This is a genomic window from Pseudomonas sp. Q1 (assembly GCF_009935975.1).
Taxonomy (GTDB): domain Bacteria; phylum Pseudomonadota; class Gammaproteobacteria; order Pseudomonadales; family Pseudomonadaceae; genus Aquipseudomonas; species Aquipseudomonas palleroniana.
Map to the genome: position 1 here is coordinate 116,170 of NZ_QODI01000005.1, position 18,643 is coordinate 134,812.

The 18,643-nt window shown below is 56.9% G+C and carries 17 protein-coding genes; 11 read left to right on the forward strand and 6 right to left on the reverse strand.

The annotated features are described in order from the left end of the window. Positions 1-3: 3 nt before the first annotated feature. Genes recF through dnaA form a run of 3 tightly spaced genes read right to left on the reverse strand, consistent with a single transcriptional unit; the run spans position 4 to position 3,781 of the window. Positions 4-1,107 carry a DNA replication/repair protein RecF gene (gene recF, locus DK870_RS09670; RefSeq protein WP_060756561.1) on the reverse strand — a complete coding sequence of 368 codons (1,104 nt, stop codon included), beginning with the start codon at positions 1,105-1,107 and terminating at the stop codon, positions 4-6. A 20-nt stretch (positions 1,108-1,127) separates the two neighbouring features. Next, a complete protein-coding gene (gene dnaN / locus DK870_RS09675) occupies positions 1,128-2,231 on the reverse strand; it encodes a DNA polymerase III subunit beta (protein WP_060756562.1) in 1,104 nt (367 codons plus the stop codon). Between the two features lie 38 nt (positions 2,232-2,269). Beyond that, positions 2,270-3,781 (reverse strand): chromosomal replication initiator protein DnaA, encoded by a 1,512-nt coding sequence (gene dnaA, locus DK870_RS09680; RefSeq protein WP_060756563.1) that lies wholly within the window; start codon positions 3,779-3,781, stop codon positions 2,270-2,272. A 586-nt stretch (positions 3,782-4,367) separates the two neighbouring features. On the opposite strand from dnaA, the gene rpmH reads away from it, so the two are divergent. The 5 genes from rpmH (at position 4,368) to mnmE (ending at position 8,296) form a co-directional block, all read left to right on the forward strand. Beyond that, entirely contained in the window at positions 4,368-4,502 is a 135-nt protein-coding gene (rpmH, locus tag DK870_RS09685) for a 50S ribosomal protein L34 (RefSeq protein ID WP_003213577.1), read from the forward strand. Between the two features lie 13 nt (positions 4,503-4,515). After that, positions 4,516-4,923 (forward strand): ribonuclease P protein component, encoded by a 408-nt coding sequence (rnpA, locus tag DK870_RS09690; RefSeq protein WP_020302575.1) that lies wholly within the window; start codon positions 4,516-4,518, stop codon positions 4,921-4,923. Further along, the gene (gene yidD, locus DK870_RS09695; RefSeq protein WP_003213574.1) at positions 4,916-5,161 is read left to right on the forward strand and encodes a membrane protein insertion efficiency factor YidD; all 246 of its coding nucleotides are present in this window, start codon (positions 4,916-4,918) and stop codon (positions 5,159-5,161) included. Before rnpA ends, yidD begins: the two co-directional genes overlap by 8 nt. 2 nt (positions 5,162-5,163) lie before the next feature. Next, positions 5,164-6,846 (forward strand): membrane protein insertase YidC, encoded by a 1,683-nt coding sequence (gene yidC, locus DK870_RS09700; RefSeq protein WP_060756565.1) that lies wholly within the window; start codon positions 5,164-5,166, stop codon positions 6,844-6,846. Between the two features lie 79 nt (positions 6,847-6,925). Beyond that, positions 6,926-8,296 carry a tRNA uridine-5-carboxymethylaminomethyl(34) synthesis GTPase MnmE gene (gene mnmE, locus DK870_RS09705; RefSeq protein WP_060756566.1) on the forward strand — a complete coding sequence of 457 codons (1,371 nt, stop codon included), beginning with the start codon at positions 6,926-6,928 and terminating at the stop codon, positions 8,294-8,296. 17 nt (positions 8,297-8,313) lie between these two features. Here the strand turns inward: mnmE and DK870_RS09710 are convergent, their stop codons facing one another. From DK870_RS09710 to DK870_RS09720, 3 genes are all read right to left on the reverse strand, one after another. Further along, positions 8,314-10,749 (reverse strand): TonB-dependent siderophore receptor, encoded by a 2,436-nt coding sequence (locus DK870_RS09710; RefSeq protein WP_161548526.1) that lies wholly within the window; start codon positions 10,747-10,749, stop codon positions 8,314-8,316. 91 nt (positions 10,750-10,840) lie between these two features. After that, positions 10,841-11,785, reverse strand: coding sequence for a FecR domain-containing protein (locus tag DK870_RS09715; protein ID WP_161548527.1), 945 nt, complete (start codon positions 11,783-11,785; stop codon positions 10,841-10,843). Next, positions 11,785-12,291 carry a sigma-70 family RNA polymerase sigma factor gene (locus DK870_RS09720; protein ID WP_161548528.1) on the reverse strand — a complete coding sequence of 169 codons (507 nt, stop codon included), beginning with the start codon at positions 12,289-12,291 and terminating at the stop codon, positions 11,785-11,787. Before DK870_RS09720 ends, DK870_RS09715 begins: the two co-directional genes overlap by 1 nt. Positions 12,292-12,858: 567 nt before the next feature. On the opposite strand from DK870_RS09720, the gene mnmG reads away from it, so the two are divergent. The 6 genes from mnmG to atpB all read left to right on the forward strand — a co-directional run bounded on the left by mnmG (position 12,859) and on the right by atpB (position 18,532). Further along, positions 12,859-14,751, forward strand: a complete 1,893-nt coding sequence (gene mnmG, locus DK870_RS09725; RefSeq protein WP_060756570.1) for a tRNA uridine-5-carboxymethylaminomethyl(34) synthesis enzyme MnmG — start codon at positions 12,859-12,861, stop codon at positions 14,749-14,751. Beyond that, positions 14,748-15,392: a 16S rRNA (guanine(527)-N(7))-methyltransferase RsmG gene (gene rsmG, locus DK870_RS09730; protein WP_060756571.1), complete on the forward strand. Its 645-nt coding sequence runs from the start codon at positions 14,748-14,750 to the stop codon at positions 15,390-15,392. Before mnmG ends, rsmG begins: the two co-directional genes overlap by 4 nt. 18 nt (positions 15,393-15,410) lie before the next feature. Next, positions 15,411-16,208 (forward strand): ParA family protein, encoded by a 798-nt coding sequence (locus DK870_RS09735; protein WP_060756572.1) that lies wholly within the window; start codon positions 15,411-15,413, stop codon positions 16,206-16,208. A 9-nt stretch (positions 16,209-16,217) separates the two neighbouring features. After that, entirely contained in the window at positions 16,218-17,090 is an 873-nt protein-coding gene (locus DK870_RS09740) for a ParB/RepB/Spo0J family partition protein (protein WP_060756573.1), read from the forward strand. A 148-nt stretch (positions 17,091-17,238) separates the two neighbouring features. Further along, complete coding sequence (locus tag DK870_RS09745; RefSeq protein ID WP_090367811.1) at positions 17,239-17,646, forward strand: F0F1 ATP synthase subunit I; 408 nt, start codon at positions 17,239-17,241, stop codon at positions 17,644-17,646. Between the two features lie 16 nt (positions 17,647-17,662). Then, entirely contained in the window at positions 17,663-18,532 is an 870-nt protein-coding gene (gene atpB / locus DK870_RS09750; protein WP_024078254.1) for a F0F1 ATP synthase subunit A, read from the forward strand. The last annotated feature ends 111 nt before the right edge of the window (positions 18,533-18,643 follow it).

Sequence of the window (18,643 nt, forward strand, 5' to 3'; positions counted from 1 at the left end):
CCTTCACTCCCGATGGTCGTGGGTCTGGGTGATACGGCCCTGTTCCACGTGGAACAAAGCGACTGGCGTTTCCGTCTGCCAGCCTTCCCTCAATAATTCATGGTCTACACAGGTGATGAACACCTGGCAGCGTAAGTCTTCCAACAAGCGGCATAGCGAACGGCGGTGCTGCTCATCGAGTTCAGACGGCAGGTCATCCACCAGATAAATACACTGACCGCGCCGGGCCTGGCTAACCAAGTGACCCTGGGCGATACGTAAAGCACACACCACCAACTTCTGCTGGCCGCGCGACAAGATATCCGCAGCGTTGTGTGCGCCCAATCTGAGACGCAAATCAGCACGTTGCGGGCCAGCCTGTGTATGGCCAATTTGCTGATCCCGTTGCAGGGACGTGGCGAGCACTGCACTCAGTTCACGCTCTTTGTCCCAGCCACGGTAGTAGCTCAGCGTCAGCCCTTCGAGATCCAACAGTTCTCTTAAGGTCTGCTCAAAGACTGGTTTCAAGGCTTTGATATAAGCACGGCGGTATTCATCTATTTCGTCGCTGGCCAGGCACAGTTCCCGGTCCCAGGCCGCTTGTGAAGCGGCGTCAAGTGTACCATGCCGCAGCCACGAGTTCCGCTGCCGCAGGGCCTTCTGCAGGCGCTGCCAAGTGGCCATGAATCGTGGTTCCACGTGGAACACACCCCAATCGAGGAATTGCCTGCGTATTTTGGGTGCGCCTTCCAGCAAGCGAAAGCTATCAGGGTTGATCAACTGCAACGGCAGAATTTCTGCAAGTTGCGCTGCACTACGAGCGTTTTGCCCATCAATGCGAATTTGAAACTCCCCACTGCGATCCCGAGATATCCCCAGACTGCTATGTCCACCTTCAGCCAGCTCAACCTGACCAAATACCGTGCACGCCAACTGTTCGTACTGGATGACGGGTAACAGCCGAGCACTGCGAAACGAACGGGCGAGCCCCAGCAAATGAATGGCTTCCAGCACGCTGGTTTTGCCACTGCCATTGGCGCCGTGGAGGATGTTGATGCGGGGGGAGGGGGAGAAGGTCACCGGGTGCAGATTGCGCACCGCGGTGACCGAGACGCGACTGAGGGACATCTAGCTTCTGCTGAGCATAATTACAGACGCATCGGCATGACAACGTAAGCCGAGTCGTCGTTATCGGATTCTTGCACCAGGGCGCTGCTGTTGGAGTCCGACAGAATCAGGCGAACCTGTTCGGTAGTCATTACACCCAATACGTCCAGCAGGTAGCTCACGTTGAAGCCGATCTCCAGCGAGCCGCCGTTGTAGTCGACGCCCACTTCTTCTTCCGCTTCTTCCTGCTCCGGGTTGTTGGCCTGGATCTTCAGCTGACCGTTAGCCAGTTGCAGACGGATACCACGGTACTTTTCGTTGGACAGGATCGCAGTACGGCTGAAGGCTTCACGCAACGCCTGACGATCGCCGAGTACCAGCTTGTCACCACCTTTAGGCAGTACGCGCTCGTAATCCGGGAATTTGCCGTCAACCAGCTTGGAAGTGAAGGTGAACTCGCCGGTGGTTGCGCGAATGTGGTGCTGACCCAGGACAATGCTGACGTTACCATCGGGCTCAGTCAGCAGGCGTGCCAGTTCAAGGATACCTTTACGCGGGACGATCACCTGGTGACGATCCGGCTGGCCGATGTCGGCCTTCATCGAGCACATTGCCAAGCGGTGCCCGTCCGTGGCGACAGCACGGATGATGCCTTCCGACACTTCCAACAACATGCCGTTGAGGTAGTAACGCACGTCCTGCTGCGCCATGGCGAAGCTGGTACGCTCGATCAACCGACGCAGCTTGCTCTGTTCCAGGCTGCACGTCAGCGAGCCAGGACCCTCTTCTACAGTCGGGAAATCATTGGCCGGCAAAGTAGACAGGGTGAAGCGGCTGCGGCCGGCCTTGACGACCAACTTGCCCTCATCCACCTTGATGTCGATCAGGGCGTCGTTCGGCAGGCTCTTGCAGATATCCATCAGCTTGCGCGCCGGCACTGTGATCTCGCCAGGCTCGGCGGGCTCTTCCAACTGCACACGACCGACCAGCTCGACTTCAAGGTCGGTACCGGTCAGGGACAATTGCTGGCCTTCGACTACCAGCAATACGTTGGAAAGCACCGGCAAGGTCTGTCGGCGCTCGACGACGCCCGCGACCAGTTGCAGGGGTTTCAACAGGGCTTCGCGTTGAATGGTGAAATGCATGGTCTAGTCCCTTGCCTTAATAAGCTGCGCTGGTGTCATCACGTTGTCAGTGTACGCAGCAGGTTCTTGTAGTCCTCGCGAATATCCGCGTCGGATTCCTTAAGTTCGTTGATTTTGCGGCACGCGTGCAAGACCGTGGTGTGGTCACGACCGCCAAATACATCACCGATTTCCGGCAGGCTGTGGTTGGTCAGCTCCTTGGAGAGGGCCATGGCAACCTGACGGGGACGAGCCACCGAGCGCGAGCGGCGCTTGGACAGCAGGTCGGAAATCTTGATCTTGTAGTACTCGGCAACAGTGCGCTGGATGTTATCCACACTCACCAGCTTGTCTTGCAGTGCCAACAAGTCTTTGAGGGATTCGCGAATCAGCTCGATGGTGATATCGCGCCCCATGAAATGCGAGTGTGCGATAACCCGCTTGAGCGCACCTTCCAGCTCACGCACGTTGGAGCGGATGCGCTGGGCAATAAAGAATGCAGCATCGTGCGGCAGTTCGACCTTGGCCTGGTCGGCCTTTTTCATCAGGATCGCTACCCGGGTTTCCAGCTCCGGCGGCTCGACCGCAACGGTCAGGCCCCAGCCGAAGCGGGACTTCAGGCGTTCTTCGAGGCCCTCGATTTCCTTCGGATAACGGTCACTGGTCAAGATGACCTGCTGGCCGCCTTCGAGCAGGGCATTGAAGGTATGGAAAAACTCTTCCTGAGAACGTTCTTTGCGCGCGAAGAATTGAATGTCATCGATCAGCAAGGCATCCACCGAACGGTAGAAACGCTTGAACTCGTTGATTGCATTGAGCTGAAGGGCCTTGACCATGTCAGCCACGAAACGCTCCGAATGCAGGTACACGACCTTGGCGTTCGGGTTCTTCTTTAATAGGTGGTTACCCACAGCGTGCATCAAGTGAGTCTTACCCAAACCAACGCCACCATAAAGGAAGAGTGGGTTGTAACCATGCTTGGGGTTATCGGCGACCTGCCAGGCCGCTGCACGAGCCAGTTGGTTGGATTTACCTTCGACGAAATTCTCAAAGGTAAAGGTACGGTTCAGGTAACTGGTGTGCTTGAGCGCACCTTCGACCTGCACGGTGCGCTGTTCGGCGCGGACCGGGGCCTGCTGCGAACTCGCACCGGCCATTGGGTCGAAGCTGTCGCGAGACGGCTCTTCATTTTCCGAAACATCTTTTTGCGCGGACGATTTGGCCGGCGCCGGCGTCGGGCTTGGCGTAGCAACAACCGGTGCAACCTGGGCCTGCGACGCGGCAGCGGCCAACGGTGCGTTCGGCGCCGCGCGCGGTGCCGAGCTGCGTTTGCTGCCTATTAATAAGGAAAGCGCAGGTGCAAGGCCGTTGCCATGTTCGTCGAGCAATTCGAGAACGCGGCTCAGGTACTTCTCATTGACCCAGTCGAGAACAAAACGATTCGGCGCGTAGACACGCAACTCGTCGCCTTCGGCTTCGACCTGTAGCGGACGGATCCAGGTGTTGAATTGCTGGGCAGGCAGCTCATCGCGCAATAGCTCCACGCACTGCTGCCAAAGTTCCACTGACACGGATATCCCCTAAGTTGAAAGCCGGTGAGGCAAAAACAGCCGCCATTGTAGCGGTCGGCCGCTCACTTATCCACATGTAGGTTGCCCACAGGGCACCCAAAATCAATGCGTTAACCGCAAAAAAGGCGACCAATGGTCTGTGCATAAGCTCTGTGGATAAACCTGCCTGAGCTCGTTGCAAAAGTGGGGGTGAAAGTCTGTGGGTAACTGGCCTGTGGATAACTAGCTGTTCCACCCACAGCTTATCCGATAGCGCAGCACAGGCAGAGCACCGTTTCTCCCCCGTGTTGTCATTCTCTGTACAGCCCGTGAAATAAGGCCTAAAGGTAGTTATCCACAGATGAAGGGCTGCCTAGCTTTTATAAGCTTTACAGAAAAGCTTTAAATAACTTCCTTCTCTATTTTTATATCTATGACACTCGACATGAAAGCGAGAAGGCAGAAAAGGGCGCTTTGCCTTTATAGAGATCTAATTAAAGGAAAAGCTGGTTGGAAATTGACCTAGAGGCTTGCTTTCTCTAGAATCGCCGGTCTCTTAAAACGGGGGCCATTCCGGCCCGTTGTGGACGAACCAGGTAACAACGCCATGAAACGTACTTTCCAACCCAGCACCATCAAACGCGCCCGTACCCACGGCTTCCGTGCCCGCATGGCCACCAAGAACGGTCGTGCCGTCCTGTCGCGTCGTCGCGCCAAAGGTCGCGCGCGTCTGGCAGTTTGATAATCCGGCACTGGTGGTGAGTCAGGACTTCAGTCGGGAAAAGCGTCTGCTAACTCCCCGGCATTTCAAGGCAGTCTTTGACTCCCCCACCGGCAAGGTTCCGGGGAAAAATCTCCTGCTCCTTGCGCGTAACAACGATCTGGATCACCCCCGTCTCGGGTTGGTGATCGGCAAGAAGAGCGTAAAGCTCTCCGTTGAGCGCAATCGCCTCAAGCGTCTGATGCGCGAATCGTTTCGCCTCCACCAGGACACTCTGGTTGGTTGGGATATTGTTATCGTCGCGCGTAAAGGCTTGGGGGACGTAGAAAACCCCGAATTGATTCAGCATTTCGGCAAGCTCTGGAAACGTTTGGCGCGTACCCACAAGCCAGCACCAGCAGTCAGCACCGAAACTGTAGGGGTAGACAGCCTTGATGCGTAAACTGGCCCTCGTTCCGATCCAGTTTTATCGCTATGCCATTAGTCCTCTGATGGCCAACCACTGTCGTTTCTACCCCAGTTGTTCCTGCTACGCGTTAGAGGCCATAGAAAATCATGGTCTTCTGCGCGGTGGCTGGCTGACCTTTCGTCGTTTAGGTCGCTGTCATCCGTGGAATCCCGGTGGTTATGACCCGGTTCCGCCTATCCCTACCTCCCGTTCTTCTTCGATGGCCGAGTAATCATGGATATTAAACGCACGATCCTGATCGTCGCCCTGGCAATCGTGTCCTACGTTATGGTTCTTAAGTGGAACCAGGACTATGGTCAAGCTGCCCTGCCGACTCAGAATGTTGCTACCAATCAGGCTGCGCCGGCTATTCCGGACACCCCGCTGGGTAACAATGCTTCCGCCAGTGCCGATGTACCCAGCGCGAATGCCGATACCAGCACCCCTGTAGAAACGCCGGTGGTCACCAATAAAGACCTCATCCACGTAAAAACGGATGTGCTCGACCTGGCTATCGATCCACAAGGCGGTGACATCGCGCAGTTGAAACTGCCGCTGTATCCACGTCGTCAAGACCACCCGGATGTTCCGTTCCAACTGTTCGATAACGGTGGCGAGCGTATTTATCTGGCACAAAGTGGCCTGACTGGCCCCAACGGCCCGGATGCACGTGCTACCGGTCGTCCGGTTTATTCGACCGAACAAAAGAATTATCAACTGGCTGATGGCCAGAACCAGTTGAACGTCGACCTGAAGTTCAGCCTCGACGGCGTCAATTACATCAAGCGTTTCAGCTTCACCCGCGGTTTGTACGACTTGAAGGTCACTTACCTGATCGACAACGAAAGCGACAAACCCTGGAACGGCAACCTGTTTGCCCAGCTCAAGCGTGACAACAGCGCCGATCCTTCTTCCAGCACCGCCACCGGCACCGCGACTTACCTGGGCGCCGCCCTGTGGACAAGTAGCGAGCCGTACAAAAAAGTGTCGATGAAAGATATCGACAAGGGCGCTCTGAAAGAAACCGTCCAAGGCGGTTGGGTTGCGTGGTTGCAACACTACTTCGTGACCGCATGGATCCCGAACAAGGGTGAAGCCAACCTGGTTCAAACCCGCAAAGACAGCCAAGGCAACTACATCATCGGTTTCACTGGCCCGTCGTTGACCGTCGCGCCAGGTGCCAAGGCTGAAACCAGCGCTACTCTGTATGCCGGCCCAAAAAGCCAGGCAGTGTTGAAAGAGTTGTCCCCAGGTCTGGAACTGACTGTGGATTACGGCTTCCTGTGGTTCATTGCCCAGCCGATCTTCTGGCTGCTGCAACATATCCACAGCATCGTCGGTAACTGGGGCTGGTCGATCATCTTCCTGACCATGCTGATCAAAGGGCTTTTCTTCCCTCTGTCGGCCGCCAGCTACAAGTCGATGGCGCGCATGCGTGCCGTGGCGCCGAAACTGGCCGCGTTGAAAGAACAGCATGGTGATGACCGGCAGAAAATGTCGCAGGCCATGATGGAGTTGTACAAGAAAGAGAAGATCAACCCGTTGGGTGGATGCTTGCCGATTCTGGTACAGATGCCGGTGTTCCTGTCGCTGTACTGGGTTCTCCTGGAAAGCGTGGAAATGCGCCAGGCTCCGTTCATGCTGTGGATAACTGACCTGTCGATCAAAGACCCGTTCTTTATCCTGCCGATCATCATGGGCGCGACCATGTTCATCCAGCAGCGTCTGAACCCGGCTCCACCGGACCCGATGCAGGCCAAGGTAATGAAAATGATGCCAATCATCTTCACCTTCTTCTTCCTGTGGTTCCCAGCTGGCCTGGTCCTGTACTGGGTAGTCAACAACGTGTTGTCGATCTCCCAACAGTGGTACATCACTCGTAAGATCGAAGCGGCTACCAAAAAAGCCGCGGCGTAACTTACTCTGTGGATAACCACTCAAGACGCCCCCTAGTGGGGCGTTTTGCTTTCCGTCACTTTTGTTCTGGAACCTGATGATGAGCGCTCCTCGTGAAACCATCGCTGCTGTCGCTACCGCTCAAGGTCGCGGTGGTGTCGGCATCGTTCGAATTTCCGGGCCGCTTGCGGGTGTGGCGGCGCGGGCAATCAGTGGTCGAGAGCTGAAGCCGCGTTTTGCTCATTACGGTCCGTTTCTGGATGCCGATGAAGCCGTGCTGGACGAAGGTTTGGCCCTGTATTTTCCGGGCCCCAATTCCTTCACAGGTGAAGACGTGCTGGAACTGCAGGGGCACGGTGGCCCGGTGGTCCTTGATATGTTGCTGCAGCGCTGCCTGCAACTGGGCTGCCGGTTGGCACGCCCAGGCGAGTTCAGTGAGCGGGCATTCCTCAACGACAAGCTTGACCTGGCCCAGGCTGAAGCGATTGCCGACCTGATCGAGGCCAGTTCTGCACAGGCCGCGCGCAATGCTCTGCGCTCGTTGCAGGGCGCCTTTTCCCTGCGTGTGCATAACTTGACCGAGCAACTGATCAGCTTGCGCATTTATGTCGAGGCGGCGATTGATTTTCCGGAGGAAGAAATCGACTTCCTCGCCGATGGCCATGTCTTGGCGATGCTGGATAAGGTTCGTGATGAATTATCCACAGTGCTGCGTGAAGCCGGGCAGGGGGCCTTGCTGCGCGATGGCATGACCGTTGTGATCGCTGGCCGCCCCAATGCTGGCAAATCCAGCTTGCTCAACGCCTTGGCAGGTAGAGAGGCGGCTATCGTCACGGAGATCGCCGGCACCACGCGGGATATCTTGCGCGAACATATCCACATCGATGGCATGCCCCTGCATGTGGTCGACACGGCAGGGTTGCGTGATACCGACGATCAGGTCGAAAAAATCGGCGTGGAACGGGCGCTCAAGGCTATCGGTGAAGCGGACCGGGTACTGCTGGTCGTCGATGCCACGGCACCGGAGGCTGTGGATCCTTTTGCGCTCTGGCCGGAATTCCTTGAGCAACGGCCCGACCCGAGCAAAGTCACCTTGATCCGCAACAAGGCCGACTTGACCGGCGAAGCGATTACCATGGAAACCAGCGAGGATGGCCACGTCACGCTCAGCCTGAGCGCCAAGTCGGCAGGGGATGGCCTGGAACTGCTGCGCGAGCACCTCAAGGCCTGCATGGGCTACGAACAGACCTCGGAAAGCAGCTTCAGTGCGCGCCGCAGGCACTTGGAGGCACTGCGCCATGCCAGCTCAGCGTTGGAACACGGCCGTGCTCAGCTGACTTTGGCGGGTGCGGGCGAACTGCTGGCCGAGGACTTGCGCCAGGCGCAGCAGCTGTTGGGCGAAATCACCGGCGCGTTCAGCTCCGATGATTTACTCGGGCGAATCTTCTCCAGCTTCTGTATCGGCAAATAACCGAGTTATCCACACCGTCACCAGTTGTAGGACACCGTACCCAGCAAGGTACGGCTGTCGCCCCAGTAGCAACGCCCTGCATCGTTGCAACCAGACACATATTCCTTGTCGAACAGGTTCTTGGCATTCAGATCCACCGACCAGTTCTTATCGATCTGATAGCCGACGGATGCATCTACCAACGTCACACTTCCCGCGTCCAATTTCCCGTAGAGCGTAGGTGCCGTGTAGGAAAAAGTGCTGTCGAAATAACGCACGCCGCCGCCCAGGGACAGGCCCTTGAGTTGGCCATCGAAGAAGCGATATTTGCCCCACACCGACGCCTGGTTACGTGGGACGCCGGTCATCTGATGACCTTCCACCAGCGATGTTGCCGAATCCTTGGTGATCCGTGCGTCAGTGTAGGTGTAAGCCGCCGTCACATTCAGATTGGGCGTGATATTGCTGTTGACCTCCACCTCTACGCCCTTGGCCCGGCTTTCACCCACCTGGCGGTAGCTATTGGTGGTGGCATCCAGGTAAGTGTCGTCCTGTTTGCGCAGGTCATACACCGACAGGGTCATCGCGGTATCCCAGCCGATCGGCTCGTACTTCACACCCGCTTCATATTGGCTGCTGGTGATCGGTTTCAGCGGGGAGCCCGCGTTGGAGATCTGCTGCACCGGTACGAACGCGGTGGAATAGCTGACATACGGCGTAAGACCGTTGTCGAACTGATACATCACGCCACCCTGATAGGTGAACTTGCGGTCTTCGGAGCTGGTATTACTGGCCTTGTTCACCTTGTCGCGGAAATCGCTGTCGACCCAGTCCTGTCTGCCACCGAGCAGTAACAGCCAATGGTCGTACTTGCTTTGGAGCTGTGCATAAACCCCTTTCATCCGCTGTTCGAGCAAAGTGTTCTGCACTGCGATTGGGGTGAGCGGATCGCGCAGGTACACCGGGTTGTACACATTGATGGTGCCGGCAAATCCCGCGTCCCAGTCCTGATTGAAGGAGGTGCGGTCGTAGCTGGCACCGAACAGCACGGTATTTTCCAGCCCGCCCACCTGGAATTTGCCTTCGAGCTGGTTATCCAGGGAATAGACCATCGACTTGTTGTAGCGATCGTAGGCGGTCATGTTCAATTGTGTGCCGAAACCACCGTTATTCAAGGCACCAGGCCAGGTCTCATGGCGATTGATGCGTGACTGCATGTAGCGCGAATTCTGACGGAACTGCCAATCGTCATTGAAGCTGTGGCTGAATTCGTAACCGGTACTCCAGGCTTCGCGTTCAAAGGTGTTCCAGTCCGGATCGCCGAGCATGGTGTGCTTGGAGAGCTTGCCGTTGGGATTTTTCAGTAACGTGCCGGCGGCGGGCAGGCCGAGTTCCAGGTTGGTGTGGTCCTTCTGATAGTTAGCCAACAGCGTCAGGGTGTTGTAGTCATCGAAGTTCAGGGTCAGGGACGGCGCCAGGTAGAGGCGATCATCTGGCACGTGGTCGGTCTGGGTGTCGGATTTGCGGCCGAGCAACACAACGCGGCCGAGGATATTGTCGCTGTCATTGAGTGGCCCGGAGATATCCACACCCAATTGGCGCCGATTGTTGGAGCCATAGCCCAGTTGCACTTCGCCTTGCGGAGTGGCGGTCGGGTGTTTGCTGACCAGATTGACCAACCCACCGGGCGCGTTTTCGCCGTAGAGCAGTGAAGAAGGCCCGCGGAAAACTTCAACCCGCTCCAGGCCATACGGCTCGCTGGTAGTGTCGTACCGATTGCCCTGTACACGCAGGCCGTCTCGCAGCAAGCCGTAGCCATAATCTGTGGCGTTGAAACCGCGAATGAAGAACAGGTCACCGGCCAAGCTATCGCCGGCCGCAAAGGGCGGCGCGAAGATACCCGGGACGTAGCCCAGCACTTCAGTCAGCGTCTGTGACTTCTGGTCTTTGATGCGCTGGCCCGTGACCACCGAGACGGAACGCGGGGTTTCCGACAGGGGTGTACTGGTCTTGGTGCCGATACGGCTGTTTTGCGCCTTGTAACCCACGTCCCGGGCGATGTCCTGATTGAACCCATTCTGTTGATAAGTGCTCACCGTAGTCGGGGCGAGGGTGAGTTGGCCGGAGGGCGCCGCTTGCAGTACATAGCTTCCCGGACCCTGGGCTGCCGCTTGCAACTGAGAATTCTGCAGCAATAGCGCAAAACCCTGTTCCACCGAATAGTCGCCCTCAAGGCCTGACGTCGTAAGGCCCGCAGTTTGCTGAGGCGAGAAGGACAGAATCACATTCGCCCTCGCGGCAAACTGGCTCAGAGCAGTGTCCAGGGAGCCGGCAGCAATGGCGTAGTGTTGAACCGAACTGGCAGCCATGGCACCACCGGATAGCATGGTGGCTGCAGTGACGGTGGTGAGCAGCAGACCATAGGTCATGCCATGGCAGGAGAGTCGTTGGCGAAGCGTAGTAGGAAGGCGCATTAGCGGATAAGCCCTGAAGGTAGCGTCGTGATTATCCTTAGGGCCGTGCCAGGTCAAAAAAAGATAACCCTCTTGTGGATTATTTTTTTGATCAAGCGACGCGCTTTACCGAAACCCAATAGCGTGTGAAGTATTTCACCTGAATCGGCAAGGTCGCTTGCAGGTTGGACAGCACGGCATCGGTGGAGTCCAGTCGAAAAGTCCCGGAAACCCGCAGTCGTGCCGAGGCCTGATCGCACTGCAGAACGCCGGGTCGATAGCGCGCCAAATCTTCGAGCAGATCGCCAAGCCGGGTATCCAGTACGATGACTTGCCCATCGACCCAGGCAGCCTGGGTTCCCTGATAGGGCTGGTTGGTCTCCACGGCCTGTCGATTGAAGTCCGCGCTTTCCCCGGCTACGAGCAAGCGAGCCTGATCCGGTTTATCCCCAGGCGACAAACTCACGCGGTCTTCCAGAACTCCGACCCGGGTGGAGTCCGGCAACTGGCGTACCGTGAACCGGGTACCTAATGCCTGTACGCGGCCCTGGCGGGTTTCTACATAGAACGGTGTTTGCCCGCCTGACTTGCCAGTATGGATAAGTACTTCACCTTCGCGCAGGCGGATCAAACGCTGGCGCCCATCAAACACCACATCGATGGCTGTGCGGGTATTCAGGTCTATCCGAGTGCCATCGGCCAGTTCGACGCGGCGGTGCTCGCCCACCCGTGTGCGGTAATCGGCCCACACATTCCCCATCGACGTGTGTTGCTGGACGTTCCAACCCAGATAACCCGTGCCGCCCAGTGCCAGCATCCACTTGAGCACCTGCCGCCTTTGGTGCGTTATGGATAAAGCACGCCGAGTAAAATCCTGCGGCAGGGTGCCAAGGCTGCGTTGCAACTGCTCCATCTGACTCCAGGCGAGCTGGTGGGAGGGATCGTGGTCAAGCCATTGCTGCCAGGCCTGGCGCTCGGCGGCGGTGGGCGGTTGGGATTGAAATTGCACATACCAGGTAGCCGCGGCTTCGAAGGTCTTGCGATCAGGGGCGACCATTACAGGCCTGCCATGATCAGAGTGCATTCAGTCAGGGCGCGGACCATGTGTTTTTTAACGGTGGTCAGCGACACCTGCAATTGATCGGCAATCTGTTGATAAGTCAGGCCTTCTATCTGTGAAAGCATGAAAATCCGCCGAGCCCGTTCACCCAGCCCCGACAGGGCTTTATCCACAGCCACCAACGTTTCAATGATGATTGCCCGATCCTCCTCGCTAATCGCGGTGGCTTCCGGGCGCTCGGCCATGGTCTGCCGATAGGCCTGTTCCACGGCATGCCGGCGATATCGATCAATCACCAACCCCCTGGCAATGGTCGCCAGATAATCCCTGGGTTCCAGGATTTGCGCGGCGTTCCGGCCGCCCAGAATACGCACGAACGTATCGTGTGCGACGTCGGCTGCATCGCAGGCGTTATGCAATCTAGCCTTGAGCCAACCCTGCAACCAGGAATGGTGCTGCTCATAGATGTGCTGGACTGAAACCGTGTGTGGAGGAAGGGACATTAGGCACGACAACACAGGTTAATGATAATCGCTATTATTAACTGCGCCGCTGACTTCTCACAATAGCCCGCTATCTGAAGCGTTACTCCCCGCATCGAAGGATCCGGGGGAGCTCTGCCGTGCTCGAAACTTGAGCATATCGGTACTTTTCTGTGAGTTAAGCCCTGTGAATAACTGCCCTTGTGCCCGGTTGATAACAAGACCTGAAACCTGATTAAAAACCCCTCTGTGGATAACGATGCATTTAATCCACAGGCTTAAAGCAGTTATCCAAGGGGCTCATTGGCACATGACCACAACCTTTTGAATCGCTGTACACCCCATAAATAAAGGGATACAGAGGTTTATCCACAGAAAGGTACCTCAGTAGAAATAAACATAAAAACAAAGATCTTATAAATTTCTTTCTTTTTAATTTCTTTTGCTCGTGACTCATCCACAGCTGGTTAAATTTTGTGCAAAGGGTTCTTTAGGAAGGGCTAAGTCCCTATACTTGCCGGCAAAGCTCTAAAACCAGCTCAACCAATCAATTCCTAATTACCTACATAAGCAGGCACGAGGTGCGTGGTGGATTTCCCTTCCCGTTTTGAAGTGATCGTCATCGGCGGCGGTCATGCCGGTACCGAGGCAGCACTGGCGTCAGCACGCATGGGTGTAAAAACCCTGTTGTTGACGCATAACGTGGAAACCCTCGGTGCCATGAGTTGCAACCCCGCCATTGGTGGGATCGGTAAAAGCCATCTGGTCAAAGAAATCGACGCCCTTGGCGGCGTGATGGCGATGGCTACTGATAAAGGTGGCATTCAATTTCGCGTGCTCAACAGCCGCAAAGGCCCGGCCGTGCGTGCTACGCGGGCACAAGCTGACCGTATCCTGTACAAGGCGGCGGTGCGTGAAACCCTGGAAAACCAGCCGAACCTGTGGATATTTCAACAGGCAGCAGATGACCTGATCGTTGAACAGGACCAGGTACGCGGTGTTGTCACTCAAATGGGCCTGCGTTTCTTCGCAGAATCCGTGGTGTTGACCACCGGTACCTTCCTCGGCGGACTTATCCACATCGGAATGCAAAACTATTCCGGTGGTCGTGCGGGTGACCCACCCTCGATCGCCCTGGCAAAACGCCTGCGTGAATTGCCGCTGCGTGTCGGCCGCCTGAAAACCGGAACCCCGCCACGTATCGACGGGCGTTCTGTGGATTTTTCGGTGATGACCGAACAAGCCGGTGATACGCCAATCCCAGTGATGTCGTTCATGGGGTCCAAAGAGCTGCACCCGAAACAGGTCAGTTGCTGGATTACCCACACCAATGCGCGTACCCACGAAATCATTGCCGCAAACCTCGATCGTTCACCGATGTATTCCGGCGTGATCGAAGGCATCGGCCCGCGTTATTGCCCATCGATTGAAGACAAGATCCACCGCTTTGCCGACAAGGAAAGCCACCAGGTCTTTATCGAACCGGAAGGTTTGACCACTCACGAGCTGTACCCGAACGGGATTTCCACTTCGTTGCCGTTCGACGTGCAAATCCAGATCGTGCAGTCGATTCGCGGCATGGAAAACGCCCACATCGTGCGGCCGGGCTACGCCATCGAGTACGACTACTTCGACCCGCGTGATTTGAAGTACAGCCTGGAAACCAAAGTCATCGGCGGCTTGTTCTTCGCCGGGCAAATCAACGGCACCACCGGCTACGAAGAAGCCGGCGCCCAGGGTTTGCTGGCCGGGACCAACGCAGCACTGCGTGCACAAGGCAAAGACAGCTGGTGCCCGCGTCGCGATGAAGCGTACATCGGCGTATTGGTGGATGACCTGATTACCCTGGGTACTCAGGAGCCCTACCGGATGTTCACTTCCCGGGCGGAATATCGCCTGATCCTGCGCGAAGACAACGCCGACCTGCGCCTGACCGAGAAAGGTCGCGAGCTGGGCTTGGTCGATGACGTGCGTTGGGCGGCATTCTGCAAAAAACGCGAGAGCATCGCGCTGGAAGAGCAGCGTTTGAAAAGCACCTGGGTCCGCCCAGGCACCGAGCAAGGCGATGCGATTGCAGAAAAATTCGGCACGCCGCTGACCCACGAGTACAACTTGCTGAACCTGCTGTCCCGGCCGGAAATCGACTACGCTGGCTTGGTCGAAGTGACCGGACAAGGTGCAGAAGATCCACAAGTGGCCGAGCAGGTCGAAATCAAGACCAAATACGCCGGGTATATTGACCGCCAGCAGGATGAGATCGCCCGCTTGCGCGCCAGTGAAGACACCAAGCTGCCTGTGGATATCGACTACACCGGGATTTCCGGTCTGTCGAAAGAAATTCAAAGCAAGCTGGGGATAACGCGTCCGGAGACCCTGGGCCAGGCTTCACGTATTCCCGGTGTCACTCCGGCAGCGATTTCGCTGTTGATGATTCATTTGAAAAAACGCGGCGCGGGCCGTCAGTTGGAGCAAAGCGCTTGAGTTCGTTGGTCACCGTACAACACGCCGAAGAGTTATCCACAGGTGCACGCCAGTTGGGCGTCGACCTGACCGCCGCCCAGCATGAGTTGCTGCTGGGCTACCTGGCCCTGTTGATCAAATGGAACAAGGCTTACAACCTGACGGCTGTGCGTGATCCCGATGAAATGGTCTCCCGCCACCTGCTCGACAGCTTGAGCGTGATGCCGTTTATCGAAAACGGTCGCTGGCTCGACGTCGGCAGCGGCGGTGGCATGCCCGGTATTCCGCTGGCCATCCTGTTTCCAGAGTCGCAAGTGACGTGCCTGGACAGCAATGGCAAGAAAACCCGCTTCCTGACCCAGGTCAAACTCGAACTCAAATTGGATAACCTGCAAGTTATCCACAGCCGTGTCGAAGCCTTCACACCTGAACAGCCATTCAACGGTATCGTCTCCCGGGCGTTCAGTAGCATGGAGAACTTCAGCAACTGGACCCGCCACCTGGGCGACCGCGATACGCGCTGGCTGGCAATGAAGGGCGTTCATCCAAGCGACGAGCTGTTAGCATTGCCGGCAGACTTCCACCTCGATAGCGAACACGCCTTGGCCGTACCTGGTTGCCAAGGCCAACGCCATCTGCTGATACTGCGCCGCACGGCATGATTGGGAACACAAGCAAGAATGGCTAAGGTATTCGCGATAGCGAACCAGAAAGGTGGCGTGGGCAAAACCACCACCTGCATCAACCTCGCAGCATCCCTGGTCGCTACCAAGCGTCGGGTGCTGTTGATCGATCTTGATCCACAGGGCAACGCCACCATGGGTAGCGGTGTGGATAAACATGGCCTGGAAAACTCGGTCTACGACTTGCTGATTGGTGAGTGCGACCTGACCCAGGCCATGCACTTTTCCGAGCACGGCGGTTATCAACTGCTGCCGGCCAACCGCGATTTGACCGCGGCGGAAGTGGTGCTGCTGGAAATGCAGATGAAAGAAAGCCGTCTGCGCAGCGCACTGGCGCCGATTCGCGAAAACTACGACTACATTTTGATCGACTGCCCGCCGTCGCTGTCGATGTTGACGTTGAACGCGCTGGTGGCCGCCGACGGGGTGATTATCCCCATGCAGTGCGAGTATTACGCACTGGAAGGGTTGAGCGACCTTGTGGATAACATCAAGCGTATCGCCGAGTTGTTGAACCCGAACCTGCAGATCGAAGGTCTGCTGCGGACGATGTTCGACCCACGCCTGAGCCTGATGAACGACGTGTCGGCGCAGCTCAAGGAACACTTCGGCGATCAGTTGTACGACACCGTGATCCCGCGCAACATCCGTTTGGCCGAAGCGCCAAGCTATGGCATGCCCGCGCTGGCGTATGACAAATCCTCACGTGGTGCCATTGCCTACCTGGCATTGGCCGGCGAGATGGTTCGCCGTCAGCGCCGCAACTCACGTACCGCTGCAGCTCAGCCAACTTAAGGAATCCCCATGGCCGTCAAGAAACGAGGTCTCGGACGTGGACTGGATGCACTGTTGAGTGGTCCGACCGTCACATCGCTTGAAGAACAAGCGGTGCAGGCCGATGAGCGCGAGCTGCAACACCTGCCGCTGGACCTGATCCAGCGCGGTAAGTACCAGCCACGTCGGGACATGGACCCCCAGGCGCTGGAGGAACTGGCCAACTCGATCAAGACACAGGGCGTGATGCAGCCCATCGTGGTACGCCCCATTGGTGGTGGCCGTTTTGAAATCATCGCGGGCGAACGTCGCTGGCGTGCCAGCCAGCAGGCCGGCAAGGACACCATCCCGGCGATGGTGCGCGATGTGCCGGATGAAACCGCCATCGCGATGGCGTTGATCGAAAACATCCAGCGTGAAGATCTCAACCCGATCGAAGAAGCGATTGCCTTGCAGCGTTTGCAGCAGGAATTCCAGCTGACCCAGCAACAAGTGGCCGAGGCGGTGGGTAAATCCCGCGTCACCGTTTCCAACTTGCTGCGCCTGATCGCGTTGCCGGAAGTCATCAAGACCATGTTGTCCCATGGCGACCTGGAAATGGGCCACGCTCGTGCTTTGCTCGGATTGCCGGAAAATCAACAGGTTGAAGGGGCGCGACACGTTGTCGCACGCGGCCTCACCGTTCGTCAGACCGAGGCGCTGGTTCGCCAGTGGCTCAGCGGCAAACCTGCACCGGTCGAAGCGGCCAAACCTGATCCGGATATCGCGCGCCTTGAGCAGCGCCTGGCCGAGCGGCTGGGCTCGGCGGTGCAAATTCGCCATGGCAAGAAGGGCAAAGGGCAACTGGTCATCGGATATAACTCCCTCGATGAGCTTCAGGGCGTCCTTGCCCACATCCGCTGAAACATTTGCTTATGTAGCGCGCGATCGGAAAACACTACCCGACAGTTGAATAGGGGCTGAACCGCCCCTATACTCTGCGCGCATTTTGTCGGCACAAATTATGCCAAGTTATTAATTTCCGGCAGCCGACCATTGAGGAGCAAGAGTGATGGAAACCCGCACGCCAAACACGTTGCCGTTCCATCGCTTGGCCGTTTTTCCGGTTTTATTGGCTCAATTTGTCGTTTTGCTGATCGCCGCATTGGCGCTTTGGTACTGGCATGGAGTCGTAGCCGGATATTCAGGACTCTGCGGAGGCCTGATAGCCTTGCTGCCCAATATGTATTTTGCTCACAGGGCCTTTCGGTTTTCCGGCGCCCGAGCAGCCCAGGCTATCGTCCGGTCTTTCTATGCCGGTGAAGCAGGGAAACTGATTTTGACGGCAGTGCTGTTCGCACTGACCTTTGCAGGTGTGAAGCCATTGGCGCCGCTGGCTGTATTCGGCGCCTTCGTGTTGACCCAATTGGTCAGCTGGTTCGCTCCCCTGCTAATGAAAACAAGACTTTCGAAACCTTAGGGCGTTTGAGGCACACATGGCAGAAACAACCGCTTCGGGCTATATCCAGCACCACTTGCAGAACCTGACTTTCGGTCAGCTTCCCAACGGCGGCTGGGGCTTCGCCCATACCGCAGCTGAAGCCAAGGAAATGGGCTTCTGGGCTTTCCACCTGGATACTCTGGGCTGGTCGGTCGCACTGGGCCTGATCTTTGTCCTGATTTTCCGCATGGCGGCGAAGAAGGCGACCTCCGGTCAGCCAGGTGCATTGCAGAACTTCGTTGAAGTACTGGTCGAATTCGTCGATGGCAGCGTGAAAGACAGCTTCCATGGCCGTAGCCCGGTGATCGCACCGCTGGCACTGACCATCTTCGTCTGGGTGTTCCTGATGAACGCCGTCGACCTGGTACCGGTCGACTGGATTCCTCAGCTGGCCATCCTGATCTCCGGCGATCACCACATTCCATTCCGTGCGGTTTCCACCACGGACCCTAACGCCACCCTTGGCATGGCCCTGTCGGTGTTTGCGTTGATCATCTTCTACAGCATCAAGGTCAAGGGCATCGGCGGCTTCATCGGCGAACTCACCCTGCACCCGTTCGGCAGCAAGAACATCTTCGTTCAAGCCCTGCTGATCCCGGTGAACTTCCTGCTGGAATTCGTGACCCTGGTCGCCAAGCCTATCTCCCTGGCCCTGCGACTGTTCGGCAACATGTATGCCGGCGAGCTGGTGTTCATCCTGATCGCTGTGATGTTCGGCAGCGGTCTGCTCTGGCTTAGCGGCCTGGGCGTGGTTCTGCAGTGGGCGTGGGCTGTGTTCCACATCCTGATCATCACCCTGCAGGCCTTCATCTTCATGATGCTGACCATCGTCTACCTGTCGATGGCGCACGAAGAGAACCATTAAGACCAGTCTCGACTAGTCTGATGTCCTTCCCGGTAATACGGGAAGGTGGCCCTAGCGGGCTATGAAACGATTTGTTTTACCGCTTTAAAATCTAAAAACCTAAACCATACG

What these genes read in the sequence shown, in the direction of transcription:
- recF (WP_060756561.1), bottom strand. Translation starts at nt 1,107, where the DNA reads ATGTCCCTCAGTCGCGTCTCGGTCACCGCGGTGCGCAATCTGCACCCG.
- dnaN (WP_060756562.1), bottom strand. Translation starts at nt 2,231, where the DNA reads ATGCATTTCACCATTCAACGCGAAGCCCTGTTGAAACCCCTGCAACTG.
- rpmH (WP_003213577.1), top strand. Translation starts at nt 4,368, where the DNA reads ATGAAACGTACTTTCCAACCCAGCACCATCAAACGCGCCCGTACCCAC.
- yidD (WP_003213574.1), top strand. Translation starts at nt 4,916, where the DNA reads ATGCGTAAACTGGCCCTCGTTCCGATCCAGTTTTATCGCTATGCCATT.
- yidC (WP_060756565.1), top strand. Translation starts at nt 5,164, where the DNA reads ATGGATATTAAACGCACGATCCTGATCGTCGCCCTGGCAATCGTGTCC.
- mnmE (WP_060756566.1), top strand. Translation starts at nt 6,926, where the DNA reads ATGAGCGCTCCTCGTGAAACCATCGCTGCTGTCGCTACCGCTCAAGGT.
- DK870_RS09710 (WP_161548526.1), bottom strand. Translation starts at nt 10,749, where the DNA reads ATGCGCCTTCCTACTACGCTTCGCCAACGACTCTCCTGCCATGGCATG.
- DK870_RS09715 (WP_161548527.1), bottom strand. Translation starts at nt 11,785, where the DNA reads ATGGTCGCCCCTGATCGCAAGACCTTCGAAGCCGCGGCTACCTGGTAT.
- DK870_RS09720 (WP_161548528.1), bottom strand. Translation starts at nt 12,291, where the DNA reads ATGTCCCTTCCTCCACACACGGTTTCAGTCCAGCACATCTATGAGCAG.
- DK870_RS09735 (WP_060756572.1), top strand. Translation starts at nt 15,411, where the DNA reads ATGGCTAAGGTATTCGCGATAGCGAACCAGAAAGGTGGCGTGGGCAAA.
- DK870_RS09740 (WP_060756573.1), top strand. Translation starts at nt 16,218, where the DNA reads ATGGCCGTCAAGAAACGAGGTCTCGGACGTGGACTGGATGCACTGTTG.
- DK870_RS09745 (WP_090367811.1), top strand. Translation starts at nt 17,239, where the DNA reads ATGGAAACCCGCACGCCAAACACGTTGCCGTTCCATCGCTTGGCCGTT.
- atpB (WP_024078254.1), top strand. Translation starts at nt 17,663, where the DNA reads ATGGCAGAAACAACCGCTTCGGGCTATATCCAGCACCACTTGCAGAAC.